The 17471-nt window shown below is 50.7% G+C and carries 17 protein-coding genes and 1 tRNA gene; 13 read left to right on the top strand and 5 right to left on the bottom strand.

Annotation, left to right across the window (positions count from 1 at the left end; translation table 11 throughout):
- Positions 1-8: 8 nt before the first annotated feature.
- From MUG09_RS08855 to MUG09_RS08835, 5 genes are all read left to right on the top strand, one after another.
- On the top strand, positions 9-893 hold the full coding sequence (locus tag MUG09_RS08855) for a glycoside hydrolase family 43 protein (protein WP_244771057.1): 885 nt from the start codon (positions 9-11) through the stop codon (positions 891-893).
- Positions 884-2935, top strand: a complete 2052-nt coding sequence (locus MUG09_RS08850; protein ID WP_244771056.1) for a hypothetical protein — start codon at positions 884-886, stop codon at positions 2933-2935. The genes MUG09_RS08855 and MUG09_RS08850 overlap by 10 nt, the downstream gene beginning before the upstream one ends.
- Positions 2936-2989: 54 nt before the next feature.
- A complete protein-coding gene (locus MUG09_RS08845) occupies positions 2990-3664 on the top strand; it encodes a YczE/YyaS/YitT family protein (RefSeq protein ID WP_244771055.1) in 675 nt (224 codons plus the stop codon).
- Between the two features lie 89 nt (positions 3665-3753).
- On the top strand, positions 3754-4431 hold the full coding sequence (locus MUG09_RS08840) for a SatD family protein (protein ID WP_244771054.1): 678 nt from the start codon (positions 3754-3756) through the stop codon (positions 4429-4431).
- On the top strand, positions 4428-5099 hold the full coding sequence (locus tag MUG09_RS08835; protein ID WP_244771053.1) for a DUF3307 domain-containing protein: 672 nt from the start codon (positions 4428-4430) through the stop codon (positions 5097-5099). Before MUG09_RS08840 ends, MUG09_RS08835 begins: the two co-directional genes overlap by 4 nt.
- Positions 5100-5167: 68 nt before the next feature.
- Here MUG09_RS08835 and MUG09_RS08830 read toward each other — a convergent pair whose 3' ends face one another.
- The gene (locus MUG09_RS08830) at positions 5168-6625 is read right to left on the bottom strand and encodes a pyridoxal phosphate-dependent decarboxylase family protein (protein ID WP_244771052.1); all 1458 of its coding nucleotides are present in this window, start codon (positions 6623-6625) and stop codon (positions 5168-5170) included.
- On the bottom strand, positions 6606-7961 hold the full coding sequence (locus tag MUG09_RS08825) for a diaminobutyrate--2-oxoglutarate transaminase family protein (protein WP_244771051.1): 1356 nt from the start codon (positions 7959-7961) through the stop codon (positions 6606-6608). Before MUG09_RS08825 ends, MUG09_RS08830 begins: the two co-directional genes overlap by 20 nt.
- 323 nt (positions 7962-8284) lie before the next feature.
- On the opposite strand from MUG09_RS08825, the gene MUG09_RS08820 reads away from it, so the two are divergent.
- Genes MUG09_RS08820 through MUG09_RS08805 form a run of 4 tightly spaced genes read left to right on the top strand, consistent with a single transcriptional unit; the run spans position 8285 to position 10478 of the window.
- A complete protein-coding gene (locus MUG09_RS08820) occupies positions 8285-9172 on the top strand; it encodes an ABC transporter ATP-binding protein (RefSeq protein ID WP_244771050.1) in 888 nt (295 codons plus the stop codon).
- Positions 9169-9960 carry a hypothetical protein gene (locus MUG09_RS08815; protein WP_244771049.1) on the top strand — a complete coding sequence of 264 codons (792 nt, stop codon included), beginning with the start codon at positions 9169-9171 and terminating at the stop codon, positions 9958-9960. The genes MUG09_RS08820 and MUG09_RS08815 overlap by 4 nt, the downstream gene beginning before the upstream one ends.
- Positions 9950-10336 carry a GntR family transcriptional regulator gene (locus tag MUG09_RS08810; RefSeq protein WP_244771048.1) on the top strand — a complete coding sequence of 129 codons (387 nt, stop codon included), beginning with the start codon at positions 9950-9952 and terminating at the stop codon, positions 10334-10336. The genes MUG09_RS08815 and MUG09_RS08810 overlap by 11 nt, the downstream gene beginning before the upstream one ends.
- Positions 10311-10478 (top strand): hypothetical protein, encoded by a 168-nt coding sequence (locus MUG09_RS08805; protein WP_244771047.1) that lies wholly within the window; start codon positions 10311-10313, stop codon positions 10476-10478. Before MUG09_RS08810 ends, MUG09_RS08805 begins: the two co-directional genes overlap by 26 nt.
- A 54-nt stretch (positions 10479-10532) precedes the next feature.
- On the opposite strand, the gene MUG09_RS08800 is transcribed toward MUG09_RS08805, so the two are convergent.
- Positions 10533-11531, bottom strand: coding sequence for a lactonase family protein (locus MUG09_RS08800; RefSeq protein ID WP_244771046.1), 999 nt, complete (start codon positions 11529-11531; stop codon positions 10533-10535).
- A 122-nt stretch (positions 11532-11653) separates the two neighbouring features.
- On the opposite strand from MUG09_RS08800, the gene MUG09_RS08795 reads away from it, so the two are divergent.
- The 3 genes from MUG09_RS08795 to MUG09_RS08785 all read left to right on the top strand — a co-directional run bounded on the left by MUG09_RS08795 (position 11654) and on the right by MUG09_RS08785 (position 14867).
- A complete protein-coding gene (locus MUG09_RS08795; RefSeq protein WP_244771045.1) occupies positions 11654-13594 on the top strand; it encodes an ATP-dependent helicase in 1941 nt (646 codons plus the stop codon).
- Positions 13595-13735: 141 nt separating this feature from the next.
- Positions 13736-13915 (top strand): hypothetical protein, encoded by a 180-nt coding sequence (locus MUG09_RS08790; protein ID WP_244771044.1) that lies wholly within the window; start codon positions 13736-13738, stop codon positions 13913-13915.
- Positions 13893-14867 (top strand): InlB B-repeat-containing protein, encoded by a 975-nt coding sequence (locus MUG09_RS08785; RefSeq protein ID WP_244771043.1) that lies wholly within the window; start codon positions 13893-13895, stop codon positions 14865-14867. The genes MUG09_RS08790 and MUG09_RS08785 overlap by 23 nt, the downstream gene beginning before the upstream one ends.
- A 763-nt stretch (positions 14868-15630) precedes the next feature.
- Here MUG09_RS08785 and MUG09_RS08780 read toward each other — a convergent pair.
- A tRNA-Val gene (locus MUG09_RS08780) sits at positions 15631-15702 on the bottom strand.
- Between the two features lie 106 nt (positions 15703-15808).
- Complete coding sequence (locus MUG09_RS08775; protein WP_244771042.1) at positions 15809-16366, bottom strand: GNAT family N-acetyltransferase; 558 nt, start codon at positions 16364-16366, stop codon at positions 15809-15811.
- A gap of 138 nt (positions 16367-16504) precedes the next feature.
- Between MUG09_RS08775 and MUG09_RS08770 the strand changes: the two genes are divergently transcribed.
- Positions 16505-17410, top strand: coding sequence for a helix-turn-helix transcriptional regulator (locus tag MUG09_RS08770; RefSeq protein ID WP_244771041.1), 906 nt, complete (start codon positions 16505-16507; stop codon positions 17408-17410).
- The last annotated feature ends 61 nt before the right edge of the window (positions 17411-17471 follow it).

Raw genomic sequence — 17471 nt, 5'->3', positions numbered from 1 at the left:
TACCCGCCATGCGCCTGCAAGAGATCCAAATGCGTGACCCGTTCATTCTCACCGACTGGAGGTCGAATTGTTACTACCTGTATGGGACTACCGACAAGGACCCCTGGAAAGCGGAGGGTGTGAGCTTTGAAACCTATAGAAGTACGGACTTGGTGCACTGGGAAGGTCCTTTCACCATTTTTACACCGCCACTAGGCTTTTGGGGGACGCATAACTTTTGGGCTCCTGAAGTACATTTTCATAACGATGCATACTACCTGTTCGCCTCATTCAAATCGGTAGAGAACCGTAGGGGAACCCACATTCTCGTTTCCTCATCACCACTGGGACCGTTTGCTCCTGTTTCCCCAAAACCTGCTACTCCTGCTGCCTGGGAGTGCTTGGACGGTACCTTCTTCTTGGATGAAGAAGGCCAACCCTGGATGGTGTTCTGCCACGAATGGGTGCAAACCAACGATGGAGAGATTGCGGCCCAGCGGCTCTCTGCCGATCTTTGCCGGCCGGTGGGGGAGCCCGAGCTTCTCTTTAAGGCCTCATCGGCTGTTTGGCCGAAAAAACTTGCCCGCCGTGATGGATCGGGCATCATCGATGCCCGGGTAACCGACGGGCCGTTCATGCATCGCACCAAGGACGGCACCCTTCTGATGCTCTGGTCCACCGTCTCCGAGACCGGGTATGCCATGGGCTATGCCGCCAGTTCTTCTGGAAGACTGCAAGGACCTTGGCTGCAACAGGAGAAACCCCTCATCCAGTGTGACGGAGGTCATGGTATGATCTTCCGCTCCTTCGAGGGTGTGCTGTATCTGACCTACCACAGTCCCAACAAGACACCGAATGAGAGACCGTTCTTTGTGGCATTGGAAGAGCGGGATGGGGGTTTGGTATGCCGCTAGAGCGTAGGACACTTGTAGAGGCGCATAACCCCAAGGTGCATGCGTATGACCCTGATGCGTTTCTCAGCGTGGGAAACGGCAATTTTGCTTTCACTGTCGATTGTACCGGCCTGCAGTCCTTCCTGCATCCCAGGGAGGGTAAAACTCCTCTGTGCACGATGAGCTGGTGGGGCCTGCACAGCTATCAGGGCAAGGAGAATGCCCGCTACGACCTGCTTACACTCAAGCAGTACGACTGTGACGGCCGTAAAGTCGGCTATATGACCGATTCGACCGGCCAGGAGGAGCTGTTCAACGACCTGAGAGTCAATCCCCACCGGTTCAATCTTGGTCGTATTGCATTGAAAGCGAAAGACACCGACGAAGAGACGTTTGTCACTTCACTGAGGCAGATCGACCAGTGCCTGGATCTGTACAGCGGCCTGATCACCAGCAGCTTTGTCTACAGGGGAGAGCCGGTCAGAGTCCAAACTCTTTGTCATCCGACCCAGGACCAGATCTCGCTCAGTGTCGAGTCGCCTCTGATAGCCAACGGCATACTTTCAGTGGTGCTTCACTTTCCCTATGCCTCGCACACGATCAGCGGATCGGATTATACAAGAGATGCTGATCACAGCAGTGTCCTTTTCTCCGAGACCCAATTCGCCCATACCATCAAGCGCAGCATGGACAGCACCAGTTACGATGTTCTCATCAAGGCCTGCACGCAGTGTGATATGAAGCAAATCGGGCGGCATTCGTTTGAACTTTCCTCCACCAATTTGGTACTGCAGGCAAGTATTCTTTTCAAAAAGAGCGATGATGAGTCTTCTCCGACCGTTGATTCTTTCGCCCGGACCAAGTCACTTTCTGCAAATCATTGGGCACGCTTTTGGACCGAGGGGGCCTTCATCGATTTCTCCCTCTCCACCGACCCTCGGAGTGGGGAGTTGCAACGCAGGATGCTGCTTTCCAGGTACCTGCTTGCAATCCAGTGCAGCAGCGAAACCCCTCCACCGGAGACCGGACTTACCTGCAACAGCTGGTATGGAAAGTTCCATCTGGAGATGCATCTGCTGCATGCCGCCCACTTTGCCTTGTTCTCACAAGCCGAACTCTTGGAGCGTTCATTGCATTGGTACAAGCACATCCTCGGCGGTGCATACGAGCGGGCGAAGTCCCAGGGATACAAGGGTGCACGCTGGCCGAAGATGACCGACCCAAGCGGCAATGACAGTCCATCCTCCATCGGGACGCTGCTCTGTTGGCAGCAGCCGCATCCGATTTTCTACGCATCCCTGTTGAGAAAAACCCATCCCCGGTCCACCCTGCTCAAAGAGTGGATTGATGTCATCGAGGCTACGGCCGCCTTCATGGTCGATTACCTTCAGTACGACGAAGGTAGGGATTGCTATGTACTCGGTCCTCCTGTCATCCCGGTACAGGAGAACCACAGGCCTGAACAGACGCTCAATCCCACCTTCGAGCTCTCCTATTGGCGATGGGCGCTCCAGGAGGCTGTAAGCCTGCTCAAGGAAGCCGGCAGGAGTGTGGATGAACACTGGCTTGCCGTGCTTGACAAGATCGCCCCGCTTGCCCATGACGGGAATGCCTACCTGGCCCAGCAACATTGCACGGACACCTATGGAGCGTATGCCTACGACCATCCTTCGCTTTTGTTCAGTCTCGGTCTGTTGGACGGCAGGGATGTGGATAGGAACCTGATGAACAACTCGCTGGACAAGGTCCTCAAGCATTGGAAGCTCAATGAGCTCTGGGGCTGGGACTTCCCCCTCATGGCTATGACCGCGGCACGTCTCGGTAGGGCAGAGGATGCTGTAGATCTTTTGTTGATGGACTCTCCCAAGAACACCTATACAGCAAACGGGCACAATGCACAGCTGCCCAAAGCAGACCTGCCGCTCTACCTGCCGGGCAACGGGGCCTTGCTGCTGGCTCTCGCCCTCATGGCGGGTGGATGGAGAGGCGAGTCATCTCATGCGCCTGGATTCCCGAGAGAGGGATGGGTGGTAAGAACGGAGAACTTGAAACGATTCTGGTAGCATGAGCTATCTTTTTCTCGGTGAATTCGGTAAGGTAGCGCCAAGGTAGGACGTATGAAGGCTGTTGTGATTCGTTTGTTTCGCTTGTTCTTTGGATTGTTCCTCTATGCTGCGGGTATTGTACTCACCATGCAGGCCCACATCGGCTATGCTCCGTGGGAAGTGTTTCATGCAGGCCTTGCAAAGGTGTTGGGACTGCAAATCGGAACTGTTTCCATTTTGGTTGGATTGGTCATCGGCATTGCCGTCATGCTGTTCGGGGAGCCGCTGGGCTTCGGCACGGTATGCAATATGGTGGTCGTAGGTTTGTTCATGAATATCCTGCTGGGAAGCGGGTTGTTTGCCGAACTTTCCAATCCGGTGTTGGGTGTCGTGCAGCTCATCGCGGGCTTGTTCGTCATCTCTCTGGCTTCCTACTTCTACATCTCATCCGGTTTCGGGGCGGGACCCCGTGACAGTCTTATGGTCCTGCTCTCCCGCAAGACCAAGTTCTCCGTTGGGACCTGCAGGGGGGCGATGGAAGTCAGTGTCACACTCGTAGGTTTTCTCATGGGAGGCCTCTTGGGATGGGGGACGCTGCTCAGTGCCGTTCTTATCGGCTTTTGCATCCAGATCACCTTCAAGGTGCTGCTCTTTGATCCCAAGAAGGTTGTGCATGAGGATTTTGTCTCAAGCTATCGCAAGCTTGGATTGTTCATGCAGGCCCAGAATATCAACAAAAAAGTGTAGAAGTTAAGAAAATCAACAAAAAAGTGTTTATATATTAAATATCAATAGAAAATTGTTGATTATATGGTTCGGTATGCTATACTGATGCTATGCAATACTACGCATTGGTAGGCGATATACGACAGTCAAGGCAAGCTTCCGACCGAAAGGCCCTGCAGGAGCTCTTGCTTGAAACCCTGAATGCGCTCAACAACAGGTATTCCCAGCATATGGCAGCCCTTCTGATGGTCAATGCAGGCGATGCTTTTCAGGGTCTGTTTCTCCCAACGGCCCCGATTCTCCAGATTTGTGATGGTATCAGGTATGGACTGTCGGTGCAAAGCGGAATACGAATCGGTCTTGGCTTCGGTGCCATTGAGACGGCCATCGATCCCAAGCAGAGCATTCTTGCCGATGGTCCGGCATTCTGGAATGCTCGCACTGCTTTGCAGCAGGTGCAGCAAGAGGACTACTATGGTACACGCACCCTGGCCTTCTGCCTTAAGGACAAGCACCTTGAGTCAGTAAAAAGGCTGGTGAACCAAGTGTTGGTTCTGCATGACCAGGTCTCTTCAAAGTGGAAGAACACCCAGCTCGAACTGGCAAGGCACTATCTGCTTACCCATGGATTTGAAAAAGTCTCCCAAACCCGGCTGGCCAAGGAGATGGGCCTGAGCACCCAGCAAATAAACACTACCATACAAGCCATGGGTTGGTTTGCCTTTCTGGATACACGCAGAGAGACCGAGCAAGTCTTGTTGCAAGTCGTAGGAGGAAATAATCCATGAGCATTTCCCTGTTGGTACTGCTGGCAATGCATGTACTAGGAGATTTCTATTTTCAATCAGACAAGCTTGCACTCAGAAAACGCCAAGAGATCACAGCCGTTTTCATCCACTCGTTGCTCTATACCATCGCTTTTCTGCCCATGGTCTTCATCTCTTCTTGGTATGTGTTCCTCATTCTTGTACTTTCGCATGCCGTTATCGATTTCCTGAAATATGTGCTGATGCATGTCACCGCCCGCAATTCGGTTCTCTTTATTCTGGATCAACTCGGCCATATTGCAGTACTTGCAGGAGTCAGTGTATGGGCGTTCCCCGATTTTCCCATGGAAATCAGGTATGTTTCTGCACTGCGAATCATCGTTCTGGTGTTGTGGGTTGCAAAGCCGGTCTCAGTCTTGTTCTCCGAGCTGTTCGGAAGGTTTCGGCCGTTGCCCGGCGAAGGGACGGAGGGTGCTGGAAAGGTAATCGGCTATTTGGAGCGGCTTATGCTTGTCCTGCTGTTGATTATTGGACAATATGGGGTTATCGGGTGGGTTATTGCAGCGAAGACGTTGGCTCGAAGCAAGCAGCTTTCCGACTCCCAGGCGTTCTGTGAGTACTTCCTTGTCGGTACGCTGTTCAGCATTCTCTCAACCATATCCCTGTTTCTTGTTCTGTATCGCTGGTGATCTCAATGAAGAGAGAGATAAAGGGTCGAAGACCTTCGGCCCTCGACCCTCCTTGCATGGTAAACGCTCTACTGAATCAAGTTTCCCAGCTTTTCAATCAATACAAGCAGCTCATCCAGGTGCTGATGGGTCACCATGGGGTTGAGCAGGGTGAACTTCAGATAGGTCCTGCCTTGATACACCGTCTGGCCGATGACCACCTGGTGGTGATGGAGCAACTCCCGTCTCACCTGCTTGTTCTTCTCACAGCTTCCTTTGAGGCGGAATACCACACTGGAAAGCTCGGGTGCAATGGCCAGTTCAAACCGGTCATTTGATGAAATCGCTTGTGCAAGATACGCGGCATTCTCGATGCATGTGTCGATGATGGAGGCAAAACCGTCCTTGCCTCTGCACTGGAAGGCCATCCACACCTTCAAGGCATCGAAGCGGCGGGTTGTCTGCAGGCTCTTTCCTACCAGGTTGGTATAGCCGGCTTCTTCATCTTCTTCCCGGTTCAGGTAATCGGCATGCAGGGTGAAAACTTCAAAGAGCGAGCGGTCTTTTATCAGGATGGCACCACAGCTGATGGGCAGCAAAAACATCTTGTGAAAGTCGACGGTGATGGAATCGCACAACCCAAGATTTCCCAAGCGGTCCTGGTACGTCGACGACATCTGTACTCCGCTTCCGTATGCAGCATCTGCATGCAGGTAGATATTGTACCGGTCGCACAGCTCCCGAAGCGTATCAACCGGGTCGACCGAACCATAATCGGTCGTACCGATGGTTGCAACAACGCAGAAGGGAAGCAGACCCTGCTCGGTATCTTCGGCAAGCATTGCTTTCAGTGCGTTCACATCCATTCTGCAAAGGTTGTCAACCGGCACCTTGCGAACAGCGTCGTAGCCGAGTCCAAGCAGATGAGCACTTTTCTCCATGGAGAAGTGAGAGACTTCGGAGGTGTAAAGCCTGAGCTTCTGATAGCAGGAGGGCAGGCCTTTTTTCTTTACGTCATGACCAAGGACGGTGTTGCAGTACCAGTCACGGGCAAATGTCAGTGCGCTGAGATTCGATTGGCTGCCTCCTGAGGTGAAGACCCCGTCGGCATCGTCTCCCAGCCGGTAGAGCTTGCATAGTTCGCTTACGACGGCAACCTCCACTTCAGTGGCGATGGGAGACTGGTCCCAGCTGTCCATCGACTGGTTGAAGGTGGATAGGATCAACTCGCTGGCGATCGACTCCAAGAGGGCGGGGCTGTGAAGGTGTGCCATGTAATTGGTCGACCAGGTCCTGAGGAAGTTGGGAAGAATGGTCCTCTTCACTTCGTCAAGCACAGCCTCCCAGCCGCATCCTTGCTGCGGCAGAATGGTCGCAGCCTCCATCAGGTTTTGCAATTCTTCGACACTGGCGCCTTTGTAGGCGCCGGTATCGGTCACCGAATCGGTGACGGCCTGGACTGTCTGGTCGATTATCGAGCGGTATGCGTCCTTGGACCGCGCATCAAAACCCAGGAAATACGGCAGCTTATCGGTGTGAGTTGACATCTGCATCCACCTTGCGGATTGCCTTCTCGGCGATATCGAGCATGAGTCTAACCTCATCCTTGGTAACGTTGAGGGCGCACAGGCAGCGCATGACAGAACCGTACCTTCCACCTTTCTCCATGATCAGGCGGTTGTTGAAACACTCTTTCTGTACTTTAGCGGCAATGACGCCGCTTTGGGGCAATGATCCAAGCTGGTCCTTCTGCCCGTGAGGGTCGACAAACTCTATGCCGAGCATCAGTCCTTTGTTGCGGATGTCCCCGATGATGGAGACTTCCTGCATCAAGGCAGTCATGCGGTCGACGATCATCTGGCCTTTCTCAACAACTTCAGCCAGGAATTCAGGCTTGCTCACGCGATTCATGACAATAGTACCTGCAGCCATGGCAAGCTGGTTGCCGCGGAAGGTCCCGGCGTGTGCACCAGGCTGCCAGGCATCAAGGTCCTTGTGATAGATGACCACGCTCATCGGCTGGGAGCCACCGATTGCTTTGGAGGCAAGAATGACATCGGGTACAATGTCGGCATACTCGAAGGCAAAGAACTTGCCCGAGCGTCCGATTCCGCACTGGATCTCATCGACTATCATGGGGATGTCGAGTTCCTTGGTGACACGGCGCACCGTCTGCAGGAATTTGATAGGAGCCGGGACGACGCCTCCCTCACCCTGGATGGTCTCAAGAATAACTGCGGCAGGCTTGGTGATACCGCTTTCAGGGTCCTTGAGCGTTCGCTCAAAGACTGCACAGGCGGCATCGACGCCCGCTTCTCCGCCAAGACCGAACGGGCAGCGGTATGAGTAGGGGTAGGGGAAAAAATGTACATCGGGCATCAGGCCGTTGACCTGGCTTTTGGCATTGAGATTGCCGGTGAGGGCGAGGGCTCCGTGACCCATGCCGTGGTACCCGCCGCCGAAGGCGATGACCGAAGAACGTCCGGTTGCAGTCTTGCACAGCTTGATCGCTGCATCGACGGCATCGGTGCCGCTGGGGCTGCAGAACTGGATTTTACCATTGGTTCTCAATTCTTCGGGAAGCAGACTGAAGAGAGTCTGTACAAAGGTGTCTTTGATCGGAGTGGTTAGGTCCAGGGTATGAAGGGGAAAGTCGTTGGTCAGAAGGTTGATCATTGCCTGATTGACTTCATCGTCGTTGTGTCCAAGGGCTAGTGTGCCTGCACCACAGAGAAAATCGAGATATTTGTTGCCCTCTACGTCGATAAGGTAGGAGCCTTTAGCTTGTTTGATTGCAATGGGGAACTTGCGGGGATAGGTACGTGCATTGGATTCGGTTTGATTCTGACGATCAAGATAGAATTGGTTGGTAGATTCGTTCATTACCCTTATTCCTTCTATACCATGGTGTTATTTTTGTCTAAATATACTATTTAGCCCTTTCATATAAAGTGTTTCCAACCCTCTCTCAAGAGAGGTGAAGGATGTTCTTATCTGCACATTGGAACCCAATGCGCAAGAACCGATACTACCAGCTTCTTTCTAAATTTACTAGTGATTGTTTGGCATTTGTCTAGAAATATCGAAAAAGTTCCCAAGCGGAAACCTATGCAAAAAATTTGTGAAGTTTTCCGTAAAAGACTCTAGACAAAACTACAATATTGGTGTATTAGTTAGCTAGTACAGTAGCAAATTAGGAGGCATGCATGGCAAGCCAGGAAGTATCAGTACATGAAACGCTTGAGACAGCAGGGGACGTGGTCGTTCGGATGACGGGCATCTCGTTTGCCTATCAGAGCAAGAAGTTGTTTTCCAACTTGAATCTGGAGATCAAGAGAGGAAACATCTATGGATTATTAGGGAAGAACGGGGCGGGCAAGACCACCTTGCTAAAACTGCTCAGCGGACAGTTGTTTGTTCAAGATGGAATGGTGGAAGTCTTTGGACAAAATCCGCAAAAGCGTTCCCCCTCCTTGTTGCAGGAGATTTTCTATCTGCCTGAGGAGTTTCCGCTACCGAAGATGAAAGCGAATGAGTATCTGGCGATGCTCAGTCCGTTCTATCCCCGCTTCGACCACACCATGTTTGGTGTGTACTGCAAGGACTTCGATGTTGATTTGAATCAGCGGCTCGATCAGATGTCGCTTGGACAGAAGAAGAAGGTATTGCTATCCTTCGGTCTTGCATCGAACACCGCCCTGCTTATCCTTGATGAGCCGACAAACGGCTTGGATATTCCTTCCAAGCGGCAGTTCAGACAGACGGTTGCATCGGCGATGACCGAGAACAGGACGTTCATCATCTCAACACACCAGGTGCGTGATATGGAGAACCTCATCGATCCGATCATCATCCTGCATGACGGTTCGGTTATTTTCAACGATGCGGTAGCCAGTGTATCGGACAAATACGTGCTCAACCTTACCACCAGCGAACCCGACAGGGAGAAAACGCTGTATACGGAGAAAGTACTTGGCGGCTGGATGGTGCTCAGTGAGCGCACCGACGAGAGCGAAGGACAGCCTTTGGATTTGGAAACCTTGTTCAATGTGGTGATCCAGACTTCGAAGGGAACGATGGGAGGTGTACGATGAATAGATTGCTCGCTCTGATGAAACGGGAGTGGAAGACCGGTCAGAAGGACTACTCAACCTATGGGTTGGTAATTGTATTGCTTCTGTTTGCTTTTGAGACCATGCAGAGTCTGGTCGCCCGATATACCGGTTCCTCCTTCCCGATGGAAGTATATTCCGAGATGTTTCCCGGCTTTTTACTCCTTGGCGGGTTCATTACCACCAGCCTTATGTTCAGTGAGGACATGTTCAGCAAGGATGCCCAGCACAACTGGCTGATGCTTCCTGCAACGAACTTGGAGAAGTTCCTGTCCAAGGCCGTGGTTTCGACTATCGCCTATCCGATCGCCCTGACGTTGTTGTTCTTCTTGACCAGCGTGGTGACCGAGCCGATACAGCTTCTAATTTTCGGCAGCCCGATGGGTTTGTTCAATCCGTTCACAGGCAACGAGCTTTGGTCGCTTTTGGCTCAGTACTGGGTATGGAATTCGGTGTTCCTTCTTGGTGCAACCTATTTTCGTAAAAGTCACTTCATCAAGACGGTGCTTGCCGTCGGGGTAATCGCCCTTGCACTCGGAGCCTTGGCTCTTCTGTTTACCAGAATACTGTTTGCAATCAGGTTCGGTTCCTCGCTTCCGATGTTTGATTCCTTCATGTACTTCGATTCCAGGTATCTGGAGAACTCCCTCGCATCACTGAAGGTGTTCACCGGTATCAGCAAGGTTTTATACTACGCAGCACTTCCTGTTTTCTGTTTGGTGACTGCGTACTTCAGGGTTGAGGAGGTCCAAGCAACAGATGCAGTTTAATACACTCTCTCCCATCTATCTGCAAATAGCCGAGTACATCCATGACCTCATCCTCAATCGAGTGTGGGAGGATGGACAGCGAATCCCCTCGGTACGCGATATGGCCATGGAGTTGGAGGTGAATCCCAATACGGTGATCAGGACGTATGCCATGCTGCAGGAGGAAGGTACCCTGGAGAATCAGCGGGGTATCGGATACTTCACCGCAAAGGATGCACGGGCTCTGGTGCTCAAGCAGCGCCGCGAGAGGTTCATCAAGCGTGAGTTGCCGCAACTGTTCTCCACCATGGAGACGCTGGGCATTACGTTGGAGGATTTACAGCACTATGCACACAATGAGGAGATACACCATGAAGTCCAAGCTAAAGAAGAGTAATACAATGTTGATCGGTGCGGGAATCTTTCTCGCAGTCTATATGCTGATATCCATCCTGTTTGGAACGTCCCTTCTGAGTAAGGCGGTAACCAGCGCTCCTGCCAATTCGGTTACCCAGGTGACGGTAGTAAAGCATTGGTAAGACCGAACCAACTCACAGACAACACACAAGAGGGCCTATCGATTGGCCCTCTTGCTACGTAATGAAGGTCAAACACACCGGAGCCTGCAGTTCAAACCGTTGAACAGCTGAAGAGAGAATTCCCGTTTGCTGGTCAATTGCATGCACCGTTATCGAGTTGCCCGAAGCATTGCCGCACAAGAGATAGGCACCTGATGGATCGATGCAAAAGTTCCTCGGTTCAGACTCCACTTTGCAATGGCCGAGCAGGGTAAGAAACCCCGATGCTTGGTCAGCAGCATACATAGCAATGCTGTCATGGCCACGGTTGGAGCAGTACAAGAAGCGCCCGTCAGGCGAGAGGTGGATGTCTGCTGCAGTGTTCTCATCTGTAAAATCAGGGGGTAGGGTGCTGATCGTTTGCACCACGCTAGGTTCAGGTCCTAGCTGGATCACCAGCACTTCGCTTGAAAGTTCTCCCGCAACAAAGAGCATGGTTTTGTCCGTTGAGATGGCCATATGCCGTGGTCCGGTTCCCGGTGGTACTTGGATATACTGTTTTAACGTGAAGCAGTCCTTATACCAGATTATCCTGTCGAGTCCCAAGTCGGCGACCAAGACTGATGAACCTTCATCCGTCCACAGGCTGCTGTGGATGTGGCTTCTCTCCTGGCGTACAGGGTGAGTTCCCTTTCCCGCAAAGTTTTCTGTGTAGTTGCATTCATTAAAACGAAGACAGGTGAAGGTCCCGGTGGCATAGTTTGCAACGGCCAAGCTATCGCCGGAAGGATTGAGAGCTAGGTGGCAGGGAGAGCCTCCAAGGCTGCGAACACAAAACATCTGCTCACAGGTCAACGAAGGGGAGACGCGAAAGCCGTACACATGACCGTCGTTTTCCGTTTCGCTGACTGTATAGAGTATATGTCTCTCACCATCAAAGCATTGGAAGGTGGGTTGTTCAACTCCGCCAAAGCCAGTGAGGTACTGAATAAATCCCGTCTGTTCGTCAAAGGAGCAGAACATTATTCCCTGTGTATCCGATGAAACCCTGCTTCCTGCTATCAGTGTATGCATAGCTCATGGTAGTAGCCATCTGCAGAAAATGCAAATACCTTCGCTGAGGAAGTTCCCTGCTCTAGGCAATAGACAAAAGAGGTGATAGGCTGTACACACTATACAGATGTTGAGGTGATGGTATGGAGCTCAATCAACAACAACGTGATGCAGTTGCGTATGCAGGACCGAAACGCAATATATTGGTGAATGCCGGGGCGGGTACTGGTAAAACCCGCACAATTATTGCACGAGCGGCCCAGCAAGTCATGCAAGGGACGCAGGCTGACAGAATCCTTATCGTTACCTTCACCAATCGTGCAGCCCAGGAACTTCGTCATAGGTTGGCACATGAGGTAGGGACTTCTGGAGAAGCGGTGCAGATGGGTACCTTTCATGCCTTCTGCCTGAAGGTTATGAGTCAGCTACCCAAGAGTTTTGATATCAGCGGGCTGAATATCATCGATGCAGACGACCAGGACAACCTGATGAGCATCGTACGTAAATCCCTCATCAAGCACCTGGAAGGTCCGAAAAGAGGCTTTCCCAGCTCCGACCATCTACTGTCCCTGTACTCTTACAGCCGTAATACACTGCAACATACAGAAGACTATCTTCACGAACAAACAGACTTGGATGATCAGCAGATAGAGCTAATCCTGCAGATGTTCAGCCTGTACCAGAAGAGGAAAGAGGAGCGCGGGTATTTGGACTATGATGATCTGCTCATCAAGTTCGATGAGGCACTGACAAAAAAGCCTCCCCTGCGGCATGCAGTGTGTTCGCTGTTCGATGAGGTGCTGGTTGATGAGATGCAGGATACCAATCCGATCCAGTTCAACATTCTCAAGCACTTTTGTGCTGAGAAGGTGAGGCTGTTTTGTGTAGGCGACCCTGCACAGTCCATCTATCGGTTCCGGGGAGCAGAGTTCTCCCATATGATGGAGTTCGAACGAATATTCGGCGACAGTATTGCATTTGCGCTTTCTCTGAATTATCGCAGTTACCAGGAAATTCTGGATGTATCCAACTGGCTCCTTTCGTGTTCATCTTATTCCTACCGTAACAATCTTGTGGCGAACAGGGGCAGGAACGGGAACTTGGTGCGTCTTGAGGACTTTGAGAACCAAAGCGATGAGTGTTCCTGGATCGCCGACCAGGTCGTAGGCTATCAGGAGCAGAAGATTCCGCTCTCCGATATTATGGTTCTCTATCGTTCGAGCTACGAGGCCAAGACGCTGGAGGCCGAGCTTATCAGGCGCAAGATCCCCTACCGGTTCATCGGTGGGTTGGTGCTTACCAAGTCCGCCCATGTCCGGGATGTGTTTGCCCTGTTGCGCTTGGTACGAAACAGCACCGACGACCTTGCTTGGATGCGGTATCTGCAGTTGTTTCCCCGAATCGGGGAGATTACCGCCGAGCGTATCGTCGGCAATCTGCAAGATGCCAATTCAGTCGTGCAAGCGCTTCAGGGTGCGGTAGGAGAGGGCCATCCAAGTGTAGAGGCTCTCTCTGCAGCGATGAAAGCAGGACCCAATCCTCAGAAGTGCATCAAGGCGGTAATTCAGCAACTGAGTCCCCTGTTGGCAGAACGGTACGACCACTGGAAGCAGAGAAAGCAGGATTTGGAACTGCTGGAGAAAGTGGCTCGTACGTATACCTCCCTCGGCCAGTTCATTGATGATTTCACCCTTGAGCCGATGCATGGCACGCAGTTGAGCAATAAGAGCAATGACGACGCTCTCACCCTTATCACCGTCCATAGCGCCAAGGGAACCGAGGCTCCCATTTGTTTTGTTGCTTCCGCAGTTCCTGCTCAGTATCCACATTCCCGTTCCCTGGGTAATCTGGAGGCGGAGGAGGAAGAGCGCAGGGTGCTCTATGTAGCCCTCACCAGGGCAAAGAATGAGTTGATCATCACCCGCTATGCAAAAGCCAGGAACGCCATGTGGGTGGACTCTTCTCCTGCCGTAGGACAAGCCTATTTTCTCGAGTCAGTGCCCCCCGACTTGGTACAAACAAACCTGCATGGCTATACCAATAGGGGAATCAGCTCATTGAGCAGCTTGAGGGATGTATATTAGTAACAATTTTTCTGTGGAATACCACTCATTCTGAAAGTCATTGAGTTTTTAGGAAGAAAACAACACTTTTTAAGTGAAGAGAGCTCTTTGTCTGCACCTGGTTGCTATAATCCCTGCCAATTTTGAATGGTAGGAAATCAGATGAAAACATGGAAATTGGTAGTGATCATTGCTTTGTTGCTTGTAGTGTTCACTGGATGCAGTGAATCGATTGATGAATTGGGAAACAGACAGTTGACGGTTATCTTCGACGATCAGGATGCAGACATCAGTGTTGATCCTGCGTTAAAAAAAAGTCTTGAACATCATAGGCGCCAATAAGGTCGGGTCATTGCCGACGTCTCCCCAGAAGACAGGCGCCTCCTTCGGCGGTTGGTACACGCAGACCAACGGAGGGGGGACTGAGTTCAATGCATCCACTCCCGTGACCGGTGATATCACCGTATATGCGAAATGGAAACATACGGTTACGTTCGATGACCAGGATGCAGACACCACTGTCGAACCTGTGTCCAGAACGGTGTTGTACACTACAGGGACTGATATCGTAGGGTCATTGCCGACACCACCGGTGAAGAGAGGTGATACGTTCGGTGGATGGTACACCGAAGTCAAAGGTGGTGGGACTGAATTCAATGCCTCTACACCGTTGGCGGGCGACATTACCGTCTATGCAAAATGGATACCTGATTATGTTCCTGGAGATACCGGTCCTGCCGGTGGGATAGTGTTCTATGACAAGGGAAAGTATCGTGATGGATGGAGGTTCATGGAGGCCGCTCCTTCTGATGTTACATCGGAATTCAACCCAACATGGGAATATCAACACATTTTCGGGCTCTACCGAACAGAAGCCGATGGAGTCAACCTTGCAGTGGGGACGGGGACTGCGATAGGAACCGGCAAGGCAAACACAGAAGCGTTGGTCAATGCAATGGGAACCACAGCCTATTATGTAGGTGATGATTCTACTGAAAATACAGAGTATTACGCAGCAAGGACCTGTAGCCTATATGAGTATGGAGAATATGAAGATTGGTTCCTGCCAAGCAAAGATGAATTGAATGCCATGTACGAGAATCTCTACGATATTGAGGTGCCTATTGGTAATTTTACCGATACCTATTATTGGAGTTCCTCAGAATATCCAAACGCTCCAGGGTATGGTAACTCTCCATTCTATGTTTGCATTCAATATTTCCTGAATGGAAGTTCATTGATGAACCCTCGGCAACAAAGCATGTACAGGGTTAGGCCTGCTCGAGTTTTCTGATAAGCGATTCTCCAAGGGAGCACAGGCAGAGGGTAAGAAGACCTCTGCCTGTTTCGAATGATGCAGAAGAGGCTGAAATGCAAATGCATTTGTGGTTCAAAAAATCGAAAGAGGGTTTTATCCTTATGGCTTCCGGCTCTTCATGTTTTTGCAATTACGGTAGTGTGACAACCGGGACAGGAGATTTTAATTTTCCCTTTTCCTTTGGGCACTCTATAATGCCGACCGCATTCCCTGCAGATGAAGTAGCAATACGTCTTTCTGTTTGCATGCACCTCTTTCCTGAAAGAAAACCATGCTCTCGGCTTCTTTGTGAGGTTGAGGAACTTGTCGTTTTCAAGCCTTCGTTTCGTGGTGTTTTTGGAACTTGTTCTGAATGTTACCAAAACCATGAGTGCAAACGCTACCATCACGAGCAATTGGAAGCCTGGAATAAGCGACAACCCGATAATAACAAGGCTGATGATGTATAGGACTCTGGACAGCTGATCAAACCCATATCGTCCGTATGACCACTGTTGCAGGGATTGTTTGAGGTTATGAAGGAACTTTTTCACTTTCCATCCTTTGATTTATCGATTCTATCTCATGAGCAAGACGGCTTTCCTGCAGGCCTGCCTGTTCAAGAGATACTGTAGCATGGTTGATAACGTCAAGGATAAAGTATGACATATATTCTGGTTCTTTCGTACTCTCAAAGGGTTACAAACTTGTGATTACTTTTGGCCTGAATTAAAAAAACCAGTCCGAAGACTGGCCTTACTGGGCGCGATTGGGTTTGAACCAACGACTTCTACCGTGTGAAGGTAGCACTCTCCCGCTGAGTTACGCGCCCGAGTTACTTTGACAATAATACGGAAATATTATGGTGCTGTCCAGAGGGGTTTTGCAAATTTGCTTACAACGTTTTCAAATTCTCAGCTGATTCCTATAAACTATCTTTACACAACAGGGGTGATTGCCTGTTTCAACCAAGCTTCCCTGGTCAATACACTCGTATGACCTGTACGCTTTTCTCCCATCAACGGCACATCAAGACCCTCGGTTGTCCTGAAATACGTAAAACCACATTTCTCCTGGACACGCTTTGATTTACCGTTGCCCTCATAATAGCCGCACCAGATGGCTCTCATGTTCAGGTCCTCGAAACCATGACGGATCAACTCCCTGACAGCTTCCGGTATAATACCGTGACCCCAGAAAGGCTTGCCAAGCCAGTACCCAAGCTCGCACTCATCGTCTCTGTCCGTCATATCGGTATGACCATTCAATTTCAGTTCAATTGCCCCGATCGGCTTTCCATCGCCCTTCAAACACACGGCATATGCCTCAGGTGCAGAGAAGACATGCGTAATGACACTTCTGCTTTCTTCGACGCTTGTATGCGCAGGCCAGCCGGCAATCGGGCCGATATCACTATCCTTGGCATAGGCATACAAGCTCTCTGCATCGCTCTCCTGCCATGGACGAAGCAGCAACCGTTCTGTTTGCAGCACCATTTTCAATACCTCCCTCTGAGCTTTCTTGGCTTATTTGCCTAATCATGGCGAAAAATCCGAGCAACGTATAGGCTGCAAGGCTTCATTAAGAATCGACAAACACCCCAATCCCTACTAGACTGGAACAAGGAGGGTGGTGTGGAACTTATAGCATTCTGGTTGAATATTGCAGGATTTTCGTTGTTGTTCAGTACCTTTTTCTTGACCTACGTATCTCGCAAGTCAAATCGTCACATCATGTTCGACCAATACCTGTGGTACATCGCCCTCACGTGGATTTGGTATCTCTTCCAATTCATCGGCTTCGTCTACCAAACCATGCTCGAGCGCAACAACCAAACCATCCTGCTGGTGATCACCATCGTCAGGTACGTATTCACCATCCTGATGTTCCATAGAATACCACTGTTTCTCGACTCCATCATCACAGGACAAATAACCGAATTTTCAGCAAAAGCGTCGAAAGTCATCGGGTTGGCAACCTTCTTGCTTGTCATTTTTTTGGTAATGATCGGCTCTCCTGCAGTCGGTCCCTACGTGAGTGCAGCACTCAACGCCCTGGTGGGTACCGGCTTTCTGTACACCCTCATGCAAATCAAAGGGCAAAAGACGTTCAGTGCCACACGGATGCGTTCATTTCTCGTCATCTCCAGCATTGCCTACCTGCTCTTCAGCCTCTATACCATCATATTCAGCATTGCGAATACCCGGCACCAGCCTGCATTCGATGCAACTGTGACTGCCTTGTACATCATCGCCTGGTGCATCAACGATGCAATGGTGTACCTAAGGGAATTCTCCTCTTTAGGAACAAGGTATTCAAACCCGATCGACACCTTCCAAAAGCAGTACAAGCTCTCCGAGAGGGAACAACAAATTGTGCGGTTGCTCGTGGATGGCAAGTCATATAAAGAGATTGCCTATGAGCTGTCCCTCTCCCCGAGAACCGTTGAAACCCATGTGTATCGCATATTCAAGAAATGCTCGGTTAGCACCAAACTGGAGCTCATCAATAAAATGTACCCCTTACGTACAACTACGTAAGCGGTCATACCAGCCGATTACGTAACAATTCGGACTATTAAACATCTCTATCACCACGTAG

This window comes from Sphaerochaeta associata (assembly GCF_022869165.1).
In the GTDB taxonomy this organism is placed as follows: Bacteria; Spirochaetota; Spirochaetia; order Sphaerochaetales; family Sphaerochaetaceae; genus Sphaerochaeta; species Sphaerochaeta associata.
Note: the sequence above shows the minus strand (reverse complement) of the source record. Positions and strands in the feature narration are given on the sequence as shown.

What these genes read in the sequence shown, in the direction of transcription:
- MUG09_RS08855 (WP_244771057.1), top strand. Translation starts at nt 9, where the DNA reads ATGCGCCTGCAAGAGATCCAAATGCGTGACCCGTTCATTCTCACCGAC.
- MUG09_RS08850 (WP_244771056.1), top strand. Translation starts at nt 884, where the DNA reads ATGCCGCTAGAGCGTAGGACACTTGTAGAGGCGCATAACCCCAAGGTG.
- MUG09_RS08845 (WP_244771055.1), top strand. Translation starts at nt 2,990, where the DNA reads ATGAAGGCTGTTGTGATTCGTTTGTTTCGCTTGTTCTTTGGATTGTTC.
- MUG09_RS08840 (WP_244771054.1), top strand. Translation starts at nt 3,754, where the DNA reads ATGCAATACTACGCATTGGTAGGCGATATACGACAGTCAAGGCAAGCT.
- MUG09_RS08835 (WP_244771053.1), top strand. Translation starts at nt 4,428, where the DNA reads ATGAGCATTTCCCTGTTGGTACTGCTGGCAATGCATGTACTAGGAGAT.
- MUG09_RS08830 (WP_244771052.1), bottom strand. Translation starts at nt 6,625, where the DNA reads ATGTCAACTCACACCGATAAGCTGCCGTATTTCCTGGGTTTTGATGCG.
- MUG09_RS08825 (WP_244771051.1), bottom strand. Translation starts at nt 7,961, where the DNA reads ATGAACGAATCTACCAACCAATTCTATCTTGATCGTCAGAATCAAACC.
- MUG09_RS08820 (WP_244771050.1), top strand. Translation starts at nt 8,285, where the DNA reads ATGGCAAGCCAGGAAGTATCAGTACATGAAACGCTTGAGACAGCAGGG.
- MUG09_RS08815 (WP_244771049.1), top strand. Translation starts at nt 9,169, where the DNA reads ATGAATAGATTGCTCGCTCTGATGAAACGGGAGTGGAAGACCGGTCAG.
- MUG09_RS08810 (WP_244771048.1), top strand. Translation starts at nt 9,950, where the DNA reads ATGCAGTTTAATACACTCTCTCCCATCTATCTGCAAATAGCCGAGTAC.
- MUG09_RS08805 (WP_244771047.1), top strand. Translation starts at nt 10,311, where the DNA reads ATGAAGTCCAAGCTAAAGAAGAGTAATACAATGTTGATCGGTGCGGGA.
- MUG09_RS08800 (WP_244771046.1), bottom strand. Translation starts at nt 11,531, where the DNA reads ATGCATACACTGATAGCAGGAAGCAGGGTTTCATCGGATACACAGGGA.
- MUG09_RS08795 (WP_244771045.1), top strand. Translation starts at nt 11,654, where the DNA reads ATGGAGCTCAATCAACAACAACGTGATGCAGTTGCGTATGCAGGACCG.
- MUG09_RS08790 (WP_244771044.1), top strand. Translation starts at nt 13,736, where the DNA reads ATGAAAACATGGAAATTGGTAGTGATCATTGCTTTGTTGCTTGTAGTG.
- MUG09_RS08775 (WP_244771042.1), bottom strand. Translation starts at nt 16,366, where the DNA reads ATGGTGCTGCAAACAGAACGGTTGCTGCTTCGTCCATGGCAGGAGAGC.